We start from the raw sequence: 13,184 nt of genomic DNA on the forward strand, positions 1-13,184 counted from the left end.
TTACGCCGAGTGGCGGGCTTGTTCGTTAGGAGCGGCTTACCAGAGCGGCAGGGCGTAGCTGAGGATCAGGCGGTTCTCGTCGATGTCGTTGGCGAAGTTGGAGCGTACCGAGGCATTGCGCCACTTGACGCCGAAGTTCTTCAGCGGACCGTCCTGGAAGACGTAGGCGATGTCGGTGTTGCGCTCCCACTCCTTGCCATCGGAGAGCGCCGCGCCACGGTCGACGTTGTCGCCGGTCAGGTAGCGGGTCATGAAGGTCAGGCCGGGGATGCCGAGGCTGGCGAAGTTGTAGTCGTAGCGGGCCTGCCAGGATTTCTCGTCCTTGTTGGCGAAGTCGCCGATCTGCACGTAGTTGACCAGGAAGGGGTCGCTGCCGTTGATGTAGGCGAAGCCGGTGTCGCCGCTCATGCTCTGGTAACCGAGGCCAAAGGCATGGCCGCCCAGGGCGTAGGTGAACATGGCGCCGAAGGCCTTGTTGTCGACATTGCTGGAACCGTCGTCGGTGGAGCGGGCGAAGCGCAGGTCAGTCTTGAAGGACTGCTTGTCACCCAGCGGCAGCAGGTGCACGGCGCTGAAGTAGTGCTGCTTGTAGAAGTCTTCCAGCTCGCCGTAGTGGTAGCCGGTGCTGAGGCTGTCGGTCCACTTGTAGGTGGCGCCAGCGAAGTTGAACTCGTCGCTGGTGGTGCCTTTGCGGAAGGTGATGCCGCGGGCGCCGCCGGTGGCGACGGTCATGTCCTCGTTGTCGGAGGAGTCGCGCTGGTTGACCTGCTTGAGCTGGCCGGCGTCGAAGGTCAGGCCGGCGAGCTCCATGGAGTTCAGGTGGCCGCCCTGGAAGGTCTGCGGCAGCAGGCGCGAGTCGTTGTACTGGACGACCGGCAGCTTGGGCAGCAGGGTGCCGACCCGCAGCGTGCTCTTGGAGGCGCGCAGCTTGGCGGTGAGGCCGAGTTCGCCGTATTCGTCCTGGGCCTGGCCGGTTTCGCGGTCGCGCTTGAGCAGGCCGGAACCAGAGCGGTCGGGGCTGGAGTCGAGTTTGACGCCGAGCAGGCCGAGGGCGTCCACGCCGACGCCGACGGTGCCTTCGGTGAAGCCGGATTCGTAACGCAGGAGGAAGCCTTGGGCCCATTCCTCGGCCTTGGACTGGGTGGCGCCTTCCTGGCGGAAGTCGCGGTTGAAGTAGAAGTTGCGCAGCTCCAGGCTGGCCTTGCTGTCCTTGATGAACTCGGCCTGGGCGGGAGTGGCAGCGCCAATGGCGGTGCCGGTCAGCAGAAGCAGGGAAGAACAGAGACGGGTTTGTCGGGGCATTTTAGAAACTCTTGTTATTGTGGAAGCGGATGTCTGGCGGGCCGGGGTACGGCTACCGCGCAACCGCGCAACTATTCACGGGCGAGCCGCCCATTGATATGCGCTGTACTACCTATCCGGGGTACGTAGAACTACTGAGTTCACCCTGGGCTGCCCTGCGAAGTGAATGACCATGCAACTCAAGTACAAGATCGTGACCCTCAGCGTCCTGCCGCTCATTGCGTCGGTGCTGTTCATCTGCGTCCTGGTATTCGCCCAGAGCCAGAAGCTGGAAGAAGAACAGGCCAAGCTGGTGGAAAGCAGCATCATGGCGGCCAAGAAGGCCGAGCTGAAGAACTACCTGGAACTGGCCCTGAGCTTGATCGCGCCGCTGTATGACAGCGGCCGGGATGACGAGGAGGTCAGGCAGCAGGCGCTGAACATGCTGGCGCGGGCCAACTTCGGCCTGGATGGCTACTTCTTCGTCTACGACCGCCACGGCAAGAACCTGATGCACCCGCGCCAGGCCAATCTGGTGGGCAAGGAACTCATTGGCATGAAGGACAAGAATGGCCTGCCGGTGATCCAGGCGCTGCTGGACAGCGCCCAGAAGGGCGACGGCTACCAGCTCTATACCTGGGAGAAGCCGTCTTCCAGGCAGGTGACGGAAAAGCTCTCCTACGTGGTGATGCTGGACCGCTGGGGCTGGATGCTCGGCACCGGCATCTATATCGATGATGTCGAGGTGGCCACCTCCAAGTCCCGCCAGGAGGTGGCGAGCGGGGTGCTGACCACGGTGCTGGCCATTGCCTCCTTCTCGCTGATCGCCGTGCTGGTGGTGTTCAGCGGTGGGCTGATGCTGAACTTCACCGAGCACCGCCTGGCCGACCGCAAACTGTCGGCACTCAACCAGCGCATCGTCCACCTGCAGGAAGAGGAACGGTCGCGGGTATCAAGGGAGCTGCACGATGGCATCAGCCAGCAACTGGTCTCCATCAAGTTTCAGTTCGAACTGGCCAGCCTGGAGCTGGAGAACGGGCAGGGCAGGGCGCTGGACAACCTGCGCGCCGGCACTGCGCGGCTGGGCGAGGCCATTGGCGAGATCCGTCGCATCTCCCATGACCTGCGGCCCTCGCTGCTGGATACCCTCGGCCTGTCGCCGGCCATCGACCAACTGGTGCGCGAATTCGAACAGCGCACCGCGATCCGCACCCAGTACGAGCGCGGGCTGGATGACGCACAGGTGGAGACGGATGTATCCGTCACGCTGTTCCGCATCATTCAGGAGGCGCTCGGCAACATCGAGCGCCATTCCCAGGCCGGCGCCGCTATAATTTCGCTCTCCACGTCCAGGCACGCCATTGTCCTCCGCGTGGAGGACAATGGCGTGGGATTCGATCCCGGCCTGATGGACAGGAGTCAGGGAATCGGCCTGCGCAACATCAGGGAGCGGGTCGATCACCATCGTGGAACCTTCACTATTTCTTCTTCGCCCGGCCGCACGGAATTGCAGGTCGAGATACCCGCCAGGGCCTGACCGGGCCCGATCCTGCACGCACCAAGAGGCCGTCATGAGCTTTACCAAACCCGTCAGAATCGCGCTGGTCGACGATCACGTACTGGTGCGCGATGGCGTGAAGTCACTGCTGTCGGCCATGCCGCATTTCGACGTGGTGGCCCAGGCCGAGTCCGGTGCCGAGGCCCTGGAGCTGGTGGCCTCCACCGAGGTGGACCTGCTGCTGGTGGACGTCGGCCTCAAGGACATGAACGGCCTGGAATTGACGCGCAGGCTGTGCGCGCTCTATCCGGGCATCAAGGTCCTCATCCTCAGCATGTATGACAACCAGGAATACGTGCGTACTTCCATCAACGCCGGTGCCTTCGGCTATGTGCTGAAGAACGCGCCCTCCCAGGAACTGATCGCCGCCATCGAAGCGATAGTCGCCGGCGGCAGCTTCTACAGCCCGGAAATCGCCCGCAAGCTGGCCACCAATGTCCGTGACGAGAACGAGCTGACCCCGCGGGAACTGCAGGTCTTGTCGATGCTCGCCAAGGGCCTGAACAACAAGGAAGTGGCCCGCGAGCTGGATATCAGCGTGCGCACGGTGGAAACCTACCGCCTGAGCATCCGCCGCAAACTGAACATCGACACCCCCGCCGCCCTGGTGAAATACGCCCTTGAGCATGGGCTGATCTCGATCTGACGTCGTTGCCCCAAGGGGCCGTGCTGTGGTGGTTCCGAGGCGATTGATCAGAGCGATTCGTCGGCAAAGCCGCTGCCAGCAAGGTTGGATGGCCTGAGGCAGCCCTGAAACCACTGGAACAACGCCACTTCGCTCCTGGCATCGAGCAGGCTCGAGCGCGCCCGTTAATTATCAGATGAATGCCCGACCCGACGGTGCGTTTGCTACCGGGCTATTTCCTACGGGCTCAATGCCTGTGATTTCAGTCTGCGTGCTCAGGTCTATCTGACTTGATTGTTTTTTATGTGGGATTTGTCTGATCCATGGATGGCTATTTCTTTTTTACTTCAGAAGTCTTCAATTGGCTTTTTCTTTTGCTTTAACTGCGCTCTTGAGTTCAAGGCTCTATTCGGGTGATGTGAGAACTCCATGTTCTTGGTGCGGCTGGCCGCCCACTGCTGGCGCGGCTTTTCGTGTTGGATTGACAGGGTAAAGACACAATATAGGGAAGTACTTGAATGTCCTCGGATAGCTTTCAGAATGAGGTTCCAAAGGCGCGGGTCAATATCAAGCTTGATCTGCATACAGGCGGCGCCCAGAAGAAGATGGAGTTGCCGCTGAAACTTCTGGTGATGGGTGATTACAGCAACGGAAAAGAGCATCGTCCGCTGTCCGAGCGTAGCAAGGTTGATATCAACAAGAATAACTTCAATAGCGTTCTGGCTGATTTCAATCCGAGTTTGAAACTTGCCGTGGACAACACGCTGGCCGATGACGGCTCGCAGGCCAGTGTCGAGCTGACCTTTCGCCACATGAAGGATTTCGAGCCCGAGCAGGTCGCCCGCCAGTTGCCCGAGCTGCGCGCCCTGCTGGCCATGCGCAATCTGCTGCGCGATCTCAAGTCGAACCTGCTCGACAACGCCACTTTCCGCCGCGAACTGGAGCGCATCCTCAAGGATGACGCGCTAAGCAGCGAGCTGCGCGACGAACTGATCGCGCTCGCTCCGCAAGATCGCTGAACCTCGTCGGTCGATGAATTAGGGAGAGAAAGAAAATGTCCGTAGAAGGAACTGCTGCACAAGTCCCGGGCTCAGCCGTGCTGAGCCGTGAGGGGCAGGGCGTGTATGCCACGCTGTTCGACAAGATCAATCTCAGTCCGGTATCGGCCCTGGCCGATATCGAGGTTTTCCAGAGCACGGATGCGTTGTCCGAAGTGTCGGCCGATGAGCGCGTCACCGCGGCGGTCAGCGTCTTGCTGGATTTGCTCAAGCGTTCTTCGCAGAAGGTCGAGCGTCTCGACAAAAGCCTGTTGGACGAGCACATCGCCAAGTTGGATGAGCAGATAAGCCGTCAGTTGGATGCCGTCATGCACCATCCGGACTTCCAGCGGGTCGAGTCCACCTGGCGCGGGGTCAAGTCGCTGATCGACCAGACCGATTTTCGCCAGAACGTCAGGATCGAGCTGCTCGACATCAGCAAGGATCATCTGGTGCAGGATTTCGAGGATGCTCCGGAGATCGCCCAGAGCGGCCTATACACCCACACCTACATCCAGGAATACGACACGCCCGGCGGCGAACCGATAGCAGCGGCCATATCCAACTACGAGTTCGATCGCGGTCCTCAGGATATCGCCCTGCTGCGCAATATTTCGAAAGTGGCGGCCGCCGCTCACATGCCTTTCATAGGCTCGGTGGGACCGGCCTTCTTCGGCAAGGCGTCGATGGAGGAGGTGGCCGCCATCAAGGACATCGGCAACTACTTCGACCGCGCCGAATACCTGAAGTGGAAGTCTTTCCGCGACTCCGACGATGCGCGCTACATCGGTCTGACCATGCCGCGTGTGCTGGGGAGGCTGCCCTATGGTCCCGACACGATTCCGGTTCGCGGTTTCAACTATGTGGAGAGCGTGAAAGGGCCGGACCACGACAAGTACCTCTGGACCAATGCCTCCTTCGCCTTTGCCGCCAACATGGTGAAGAGCTTCATCAATAACGGCTGGTGCGTGCAGATCCGTGGCCCGCAGGCGGGTGGAGCGGTTACCGACCTGCCCATCCACCTCTACGACCTGGGGACCGGCAACCAGGTGAAGATTCCTTCGGAAGTCATGATCCCGGAAACCCGCGAATTCGAGTTCGCCAACCTCGGGTTCATTCCGCTTTCGTACTACAAGAACCGCGACTACGCCTGTTTCTTTTCCGCCAACTCGGCGCAGAAGCCGGCGCTGTACGAGACAGTGGATGCCACCGCCAACAGTCGCATCAACGCGCGTCTGCCTTACATTTTCCTGCTCTCGCGAATTGCCCATTACCTCAAGCTGATCCAGCGCGAAAACATTGGCACCACCAAGGATCGTCGCGTGCTCGAACTGGAGCTGAACAACTGGATCCGCGGGCTCGTCACCGAGATGACCGATCCTAGCGACGACCTGCAAGCCTCGCACCCACTGCGCGATGCCAAGGTGATCGTGGAGGACATCGACGACAACCCCGGCTTCTTCCGCGTGAGGCTCTATGCCATTCCGCATTTCCAGGTGGAAGGCATGGACGTCAACCTGTCGCTGGTTTCGCAGATGCCCAAGGCCAAAGCCTGAGCCATTCCATAGGGAAACGACGTCATGAACATCGACCGCCCCCTATGGGCTGCGGGGACATTATTGTCTCCGCAGCAGTTCCAGCAGCAGGCGCGCTGGGAGGCATGGACCAACGAATGCCTCGCTCATCTCTCCCTGGTTCATCCTTGGGGGGTGCTGGCGGTAGCCTTCGATACGGACGCGCTGCGACTGGGCAAACTGAAGGCAACGCGGCTGCATGTGCGTATGCCCGACGGCACCCTGATCGACACGGATCGGGTTGATCGCCTGCCGCCAGCGCTGGAGCTGTCACGCGTGTTGGCCGACGACGTCCAGACCGCGAGCCTCTTGCTGGCCCTGCCACTGGAGCAGGGCAATGGCAACAACTGCATCCTCGACGGCGGCCGGGAGGACCGGCCCACGCGCTATCGCCAGGATTGGCGCCAGGTGCAGGACCTCTACGGCGATGAAAGCCAGTCGATCAGCGTGATGGAACACCAGCTCAGCCTGCGCTTGGCCAGCGACGACAATGGTGATTACCTGACCTGTCCAATTGCGCGTCTGACGCGCGACGCTCAGGGCAGTTGGGCTCCAGACCCTGGCTATATACCGCCTCTGCTGAGTTTCGCCGCCCATTCAGGCCTGCTGACACAGCTGGAAAACCTGCTGACGCAGTTGTCCGCCAAGCGCCAACGGCTGATGGGCATGCGTCGGGAAAGCAATCAACGGATGGCCGACTTCGCCGTGGCTGACGTTTCGCTGTTCTGGTTGCTCAATGCGCTCAACACCTATCAGCCGATTCTGGCCGACCTCAAAGCCCATCCCGCACGCCACCCCGAGCACGTCTACGTGGAGCTGGCAAAACTCGCCGGCAGCCTGTTGACCTTCTCGCTGGAACACGACACCGACAAGATTCCGAGCTATCGGCACGAGCACTTGGAAACGGTATTCCCGCCGCTGTTGAGCACGATATCGATCCTGCTCGAAGCCAGCCTACCGTCGCGCGTCATCGCGCTGGTGCTGGAAGAGCAGGGCGCCAACCGCTGGAAGGTCGCGCTCAATGACCCACGCTTGCGCGAACCAGGCGGTGCCGATTTTTACCTGTCGGTACGTTCGCGCTTGCCGGTGGCACAGCTGCAGAGCCAGTTCCCACGCCTGTGCAAGGTCGGCACTCCGGACGAGGTCGATCATCTGGTCAATGCGGCACTCGACGGTATTCCGTTGCAGCCGCTCAACCATGTTCCAGCTGCCATCCCGCTGCGTTTGGAGAATCAGTACTTCGCACTGGATCTCGGGCACCCCAAAGGGCTGGCCATGCTGGCCGAAGGCGTCTGCGCCTTCTACGTCCCCTCCACCCTGATCGATGCGAATCTGGAACTGTTCGCGGTGTTGCGCTCATGAACCTGAAAGCCGAAACACAGAATCTGTCGGCGATTGATGTCGACGCGCTGTTGCAGGACAGCTACCTGCTGGTCGTGGAGCTTCGTGAGGGTGCCAGGGCGCCGAGTGGTCGGGATTTGTGGACGCGTTGTTCGAACCAGGTCGAAGAAGTACGGGAGCAGCTCAAGAATGCCGGAATGAGCCAGCGCAGCATCGATCACATCAGCTATGCCCAGTGTGCATTGCTGGATGAGACGGTGCTCGGCTGTACCACGGAGAAAGCCCACGCCGACTGGGCCGCCGAACCCTTGCAGGCGAAGTTCTTCAACCGCCATCAGGCTGGAGAGTTTCTCTATGAGGACATGCGCGAAGTCCTTCGCGACCCGGCGCCGGACCTGCAGGTTCTGACTGTATTCCAGCGCGTTCTGATGCTGGGGTTCAAGGGCCGTTACAGCGATCTGGAATACCCTGAGCGGGAGCAGATCCTCAGCGCCCTGAGCGCACGCGTAGCGCCCTTTGTCATTCGCCACGCACTCATCTCAGGTCCAGGTCGAACGGACGGTTTCCATGTGCAGCGCTTGCTGCATTCCCCGCTCATGCAATGCCTCGCGGCCGTTGTGCTGTTGGTTGGTGCCTGGTGGGGACTGAACCATCTGCTGGGCGAAGCGATCACCTCGCTCCTGCCCGGCAAGGTGTGAGGGGGCCGAATGATATTGAAGCTGACGCGAGGTCTCTGGGTATGGGCGGCAGCCCTTGCCTTGGCGCTGTTGTCCATCATTCCGATGCCGGCCTGGCAACGCACATGTGGCGCCCTGGCCATCGCGTTCGCCTTGTACCAGGCGTGGCGCTGGTCGGGTCAGCGAGCGGCGAGGCGACGCGAGGCCATTTCGTTCGCCGATGATGTGTCCCTGCCTCCAGCGACCTACCGGCAGCCGGTGGTTCTGGTCTGTGGTGATGGCTTGCAGGGGCTGTTCGATACAGCAGGCGTCGATAAGACTGCCCTGCGTACCACGCCACAGGGTTGCTATCTGCGGGTGGCGAAAGCCGAACAGTTGCCGCGCATGGTCGACAGCGTTCTGGAGCACCGGCCGCATTGGGGTGGTCAGCTCTGCGTGCTCTACATCGTCAATCCCGGTGAACACCTCGATGTCGCGGTGCTGGCCGGACAACTGCGCACATTCCGTCACCAATTGGCGCTTGCGCGCCGGCATGGCGTCGCTCTGCCGTTGCTACAGGCGACCTATCTGTACAGCAGCCAGGGTGCCGGCCCCTGGTTCAGTTGGGCAGCAGGTGCACCGCAGCCTGAGGTTCATGAGGCGGGGGCGTGCGTCAGCCTCGGAGAATGGCAGGAACAGGCGCTTGACGTCCGGACTTCAGCGGCCCGGCTGCGTACCGCCGTCCTGCTGAAAAGCCTGGCCGCCTGGCTGGCCGAAAACGTGCAAACGCACCTCGTCGACCGAGAGGCCCCCGACCCTGCGTGCGTTGCAGTGGTCAGCGCGGTCACGCTGGTACCCACACTGCCTGGTGCTCTGACTGGCAATCTCTGGCAGCAGTGGATGCGCGACAGGACCGCGCTGGCGGAAGCGGCCATTCCGGATCGAGGCGCCGGAGCAGTGCTCCCTTTCCCGGCTCCATTGCTGTCCTTGCTGCGTGTGAAGGTGCATGACTCTCCGCGGCGTCGAGCTGGCCTGATCGCACTCTGGCTGTTCACGGCTACGCTGCTGGCAGCGCTGCTCAGCTCCTCCTGGCAGAACATCCTGTTGGCACGTCAGGTCAGCGACGACTTGCGCCGCTACCTGGCCATTCCCGAGCCGGAGCACCGTGACCAGCCGGAATTCGCCTTGCGCGAAACCGCCATGACGGTGTTGCGTGCCGATGCCGCGCGTCTGGATGACTACTACCGCCATGGCGAGCCGCTAGGGCTCGGATTCGGCCTGTATCAGGGCGAGCGCCTGCGAAGCTCGCTTCAGGCGGTAATCGCCGATCACCGATTGCCGCCGCCGTCGCCGATGGCGGTAGCAGGACGTCCCGATCCCGTTCGACTCGACAGCCTGTCGTTGTTCGCAGTGGGCAGCGCGAAGCTCAAGCCCGAGTCGACCAAGCTGTTGATCAATGCCCTGGTCGATATCAAAGCCCAGCCGGGCTGGCTGATCGTTATTGCTGGCCATACCGACGCCACCGGCAGTGCCGAGCAGAATCTCCAGTTGTCCCGCGCGCGCGCCGGAGCCGTGCGTGACTGGATGCAGCGCATGGGAGATATCCCCGACAGCTGCTTCGCCGTGCAGGGCTTCGGCGCCAGCCAGCCGATTGCCAACAACGACACCGCATTCGGGCGCGCCGCGAACCGGCGCGTCGATATCCGTCTGGTTCCGGAGGTGGGGGCCTGCGTGCTACCCACGGCGGCACCGGAGGGCAAGCATCAGTCGCATTCCGCGGCTGTCACTTACTAAGAGAAGGAGCTTCACATGGCAATTCCGGTATACCTCTGGCTGCAGGACGATGGCGGAGCGGATATCAAGGGTTCCGTGGACGTGCAGAAGCGCGAAGGCAGCATCGAAGTCGTCGCCCAGGACCACAGCCTGTACATCCCTACCGACAACAACACCGGCAAGCTGACCGGCACCCGGGTGCATACGCCGTTCCTCTTCACCAAGGAAATCGATGCTTCCAGCCCTTACCTGTACAAGGCGGTCACGACCGGCCAGACCCTCAAGAGCGCCGAGTTCAAGTGGTACCGCATCGATGACGCCGGCCAGGAAGTCGAGTACTTCATCACCAAGCTGGAGAACGTGAAGGTGGTGAAAGTCGCGCCGAAGATGCACGACATCAAGGACCCGTCCAAGGAGAAGCACAACCACCTGGAACAGGTCGAGTTGCGCTACGAGAAGATCACCTGGACCTACAAGGACGGCAACATCATCCACGCCGACTCCTGGAACGAGCGTCAGAGCGCCTGACGTCAGGTCGGACTGGCGGAGAACCCTCTCCGCCAGTCCCGATGCACCGGGCTGAACGTTCATTCGCGGACGTTCAGCCCGGCTCATCGCGACTCATCGCGGACGCACAAGCGCCACGACCCGTACAAGGACGCACCTCCATGGCTCAGAATGCCGCCGGCCTGCTTCGCCGGCTCAATCCTTATTGCGCCCGGGCACTCAGCGCGGCGGCCTCGCTGTGCCAGAGCCGCGCTCACGCGCAGATCACCATTGAGCACTGGCTGCTCAAGCTGCTGGAACAGGGGGAGGGCGACCTCACCCTGATCGCGCGCCGCTACGACTGGGATCTCGACGCGCTTTGGCAAGGCTTGCTCGATCACCTGAACCAATTGCCGCGCAGCGTGCGTGACAAGCCCCAGCTCTCCGGCAAGCTGCAGCAACTGATCAGGAACGCCTGGCTGCGCGCCTCGTTGGAGAGCGACAACCACAGCCTGCGTTCGCTGCACCTGCTCGGCGCCCTGCTGGAAACCCCCAGCCTGCTCGACTGCGAGGCCGCCTGGCCACTGCTCAGTCTCGGCGACACGCAGCTGCAGCGCTTGCTGCCACTGCTCGACCAGCACTCCGAAGAACGTCCGCAACTGCAACGCGAAGCCGCTCTAGGCGACTCCGAGGCTGAGCGCGCCGTTCTGGCCGCACCCGCTTCCAGCAGCGTCGGGAGCGACGCGCTGCAGGCCGTCCTCGACAGGTTCACCCAGGACATCACCGCCAAGGCACGGGACGGGCATATCGACCCGGTATTCGGCCGCGACGACGAGATTCGCCAGGTCATCGACATCCTCAGCCGTCGGCGCAAGAACAACCCCATCCTGGTGGGCGAGCCTGGCGTCGGCAAGACCGCGCTGGTCGAAGGACTGGCCTTGCGCATTGTCCAGGGCAGCGTGCCGGACAGCCTCAAACCCGTGAGCGTGCGTACCCTCGACCTGGGGCTGCTGCAGGCCGGTGCTGGCGTGAAAGGCGAATTCGAACAACGCCTGAAAAACGTCATCGACGCGGTACAGCAATCGGAGAGCCCGGTCCTCCTGTTCATCGACGAAGCTCATACCTTGGTCGGCGCCGGCAACCCGTCCGGCGGCGCCGATGCCGCCAACCTGCTGAAACCCGCGCTGGCCCGTGGTGAGCTGCGCACCATCGCCGCCACCACCTGGAGCGAATACAAGCAGTACTTCGAACGCGACGCTGCGCTGGAGCGCCGCTTCCAGATGGTCAAGGTCGACGAGCCGGACGACGCCAGCGCTTGCCTCATGCTGCGCGGGCTCAAGGCCCGTTACGCCAGCCATCATGGCGTGCACATTGAGGACGCCGCAGTCCAGGCGGCCGTCAGCCTGTCACGCCGCTACCTGACCGGGCGGCAACTGCCGGACAAATCCGTCGACCTGCTGGACACCGCCAGCGCCCGTGTGCGCATGAGCCTCGATTGCGAGCCGCAGGCATTGGTACGGATCAAGGCGCGGCAGGCGGCGCTTGACCTGGAACTCCAGGCACTGGAGGAGGACAGCCGCCTTGGTGGCGAAACGGCGGTTGCCGAACGGTTGGACAGGATTGCCGTGCAGCAGGCCGAACTGCAGCAACAACACTCGGAACTGGAACGCCAATACCGGCAGGAACTCGACCTCAGCCTGCAACTGCTGGCCGCGCGTCAGGCCGAACCGCTGCAGGCGGAGCGCTGCGCCGAGCTGCGGCAGCAACTGGAAGACGCACAAGGCAATCAGCCGCTGCTGTCCCTCGACGTCACCGCGCGCAGCGTCGCCGAAGTGGTCGCCGACTGGACCGGCGTTCCGCTGGGCAGCCTGCTCAAGGACGAACAGGCCAGCCTGCTCGAACTGGAGCGTCACCTTGGCGAACGGGTGATCGGCCAGGATCGTGCCCTCGGTGCCCTGGCCCAACGCCTGCGCGCCGCGCGCACCGGGCTGACCGACGACCGCGCCCCGCAGGGCGTGTTCCTGCTGGTTGGCACCAGCGGCGTCGGCAAGACAGAGACCGCGCTGGCGCTGGCCGACAGCCTGTTCGGTGGCGAGAAGTCGCTGATCACCATCAACCTTTCCGAATACCAGGAAGCCCACACGGTCAGCCAGTTGAAGGGGGCACCGCCGGGCTATGTCGGCTACGGGCAAGGGGGTGTGCTGACCGAAGCGGTCCGCCAGCGACCCTACAGCGTGGTGCTGCTCGACGAAGTGGAAAAGGCCCATCGCGATGTCCTCAACCTGTTCTACCAGGTCTTCGATCGCGGCTTCATGCGCGACGGCGAGGGGCGCGAAATCGACTTTCGCAACACTGTCATCCTCATGACCTCGAACCTGGGCAGCGACCTGCTGCAGGCCTGTCTGCAAGAACACCCCGACGCCACCGACGGCACTCTGCAGGAACTGCTGCGCCCGACGTTGCGCGAACACTTCCAGCCGGCGCTGCTCGCACGCTTCCAGACCCTGATCTATCGGCCGCTGCGGGGGGACTCCCTCAAGCGCATTGTCGCCATCAAGCTTGGGCAGGTCGCCCGACGTCTGCAGCGCCACTATGGCCTGGAATGTCGGATCGATGAGGCGTTGAGCGACGCCCTGGTCGCGGCCTGCCTGCTGCCTGACAGCGGCGCGCGCAATATCGACAGCCTGCTCAACCAGCAGATCCTGCCGGTTCTCAGCCAGCAGCTTCTACAACGTCAGGCCGCCCGACAGACAACCCGGGGCGTCACCCTGGGCTATTGCGACGAAGACGGCATCACCTTGCATTTCACCGACGCGCTGGAAACCCCGAATCCGGCTCTTGAGGAGGCCTGAC

Annotated in this window: 10 protein-coding genes; 9 read left to right on the forward strand and 1 reads right to left on the reverse strand. The window is 62.5% G+C overall.

Features of this window, described 5'->3' with window-relative positions; genetic code table 11:
- Window positions 1-36 precede the first annotated feature (36 nt).
- Window positions 37-1,302: an OprD family porin gene (locus tag PJW05_RS12080; protein WP_271411933.1), complete on the reverse strand. Its 1,266-nt coding sequence runs from the start codon at window positions 1,300-1,302 to the stop codon at window positions 37-39.
- 172 nt (window positions 1,303-1,474) lie between these two features.
- On the opposite strand from PJW05_RS12080, the gene PJW05_RS12085 reads away from it, so the two are divergent.
- The 9 genes from PJW05_RS12085 to tssH all read left to right on the forward strand — a co-directional run bounded on the left by PJW05_RS12085 (window position 1,475) and on the right by tssH (window position 13,183).
- Window positions 1,475-2,818: a cache domain-containing protein gene (locus PJW05_RS12085; protein ID WP_271411934.1), complete on the forward strand. Its 1,344-nt coding sequence runs from the start codon at window positions 1,475-1,477 to the stop codon at window positions 2,816-2,818.
- A 34-nt stretch (window positions 2,819-2,852) separates the two neighbouring features.
- Window positions 2,853-3,485: a response regulator gene (locus tag PJW05_RS12090; protein WP_271411935.1), complete on the forward strand. Its 633-nt coding sequence runs from the start codon at window positions 2,853-2,855 to the stop codon at window positions 3,483-3,485.
- Between the two features lie 497 nt (window positions 3,486-3,982).
- Window positions 3,983-4,483 (forward strand): type VI secretion system contractile sheath small subunit, encoded by a 501-nt coding sequence (tssB, locus tag PJW05_RS12095; RefSeq protein WP_271411936.1) that lies wholly within the window; start codon window positions 3,983-3,985, stop codon window positions 4,481-4,483.
- A gap of 35 nt (window positions 4,484-4,518) precedes the next feature.
- A complete protein-coding gene (tssC, locus tag PJW05_RS12100; RefSeq protein WP_271411937.1) occupies window positions 4,519-6,057 on the forward strand; it encodes a type VI secretion system contractile sheath large subunit in 1,539 nt (512 codons plus the stop codon).
- Between the two features lie 24 nt (window positions 6,058-6,081).
- Window positions 6,082-7,437, forward strand: coding sequence for a type VI secretion system baseplate subunit TssK (gene tssK / locus PJW05_RS12105; protein WP_271411938.1), 1,356 nt, complete (start codon window positions 6,082-6,084; stop codon window positions 7,435-7,437).
- Complete coding sequence (tssL, locus tag PJW05_RS12110; protein ID WP_271411939.1) at window positions 7,434-8,114, forward strand: type VI secretion system protein TssL, short form; 681 nt, start codon at window positions 7,434-7,436, stop codon at window positions 8,112-8,114. Before tssK ends, tssL begins: the two co-directional genes overlap by 4 nt.
- Window positions 8,115-8,123: 9 nt before the next feature.
- Window positions 8,124-9,866 carry an OmpA family protein gene (locus PJW05_RS12115; RefSeq protein ID WP_271411940.1) on the forward strand — a complete coding sequence of 581 codons (1,743 nt, stop codon included), beginning with the start codon at window positions 8,124-8,126 and terminating at the stop codon, window positions 9,864-9,866.
- Between the two features lie 15 nt (window positions 9,867-9,881).
- A complete protein-coding gene (locus tag PJW05_RS12120) occupies window positions 9,882-10,373 on the forward strand; it encodes an Hcp family type VI secretion system effector (protein WP_271411941.1) in 492 nt (163 codons plus the stop codon).
- Between the two features lie 140 nt (window positions 10,374-10,513).
- Window positions 10,514-13,183: a type VI secretion system ATPase TssH gene (tssH, locus tag PJW05_RS12125; protein WP_271411942.1), complete on the forward strand. Its 2,670-nt coding sequence runs from the start codon at window positions 10,514-10,516 to the stop codon at window positions 13,181-13,183.
- The last annotated feature ends 1 nt before the right edge of the window (window position 13,184 follow it).

The organism is Pseudomonas sp. Q1-7 (assembly GCF_028010285.1).
Lineage (GTDB): Bacteria > Pseudomonadota > Gammaproteobacteria > Pseudomonadales > Pseudomonadaceae > Metapseudomonas.

Bases quoted from the DNA above. Each gene is read 5' to 3' on its own strand.
- PJW05_RS12080 (WP_271411933.1), bottom strand. From the start codon at position 1,302: ATGCCCCGACAAACCCGTCTCTGTTCTTCCCTGCTTCTGCTGACCGGC.
- PJW05_RS12085 (WP_271411934.1), top strand. From the start codon at position 1,475: ATGCAACTCAAGTACAAGATCGTGACCCTCAGCGTCCTGCCGCTCATT.
- PJW05_RS12090 (WP_271411935.1), top strand. From the start codon at position 2,853: ATGAGCTTTACCAAACCCGTCAGAATCGCGCTGGTCGACGATCACGTA.
- tssB (WP_271411936.1), top strand. From the start codon at position 3,983: ATGTCCTCGGATAGCTTTCAGAATGAGGTTCCAAAGGCGCGGGTCAAT.
- tssC (WP_271411937.1), top strand. From the start codon at position 4,519: ATGTCCGTAGAAGGAACTGCTGCACAAGTCCCGGGCTCAGCCGTGCTG.
- tssK (WP_271411938.1), top strand. From the start codon at position 6,082: ATGAACATCGACCGCCCCCTATGGGCTGCGGGGACATTATTGTCTCCG.
- tssL (WP_271411939.1), top strand. From the start codon at position 7,434: ATGAACCTGAAAGCCGAAACACAGAATCTGTCGGCGATTGATGTCGAC.
- PJW05_RS12115 (WP_271411940.1), top strand. From the start codon at position 8,124: ATGATATTGAAGCTGACGCGAGGTCTCTGGGTATGGGCGGCAGCCCTT.
- PJW05_RS12120 (WP_271411941.1), top strand. From the start codon at position 9,882: ATGGCAATTCCGGTATACCTCTGGCTGCAGGACGATGGCGGAGCGGAT.
- tssH (WP_271411942.1), top strand. From the start codon at position 10,514: ATGGCTCAGAATGCCGCCGGCCTGCTTCGCCGGCTCAATCCTTATTGC.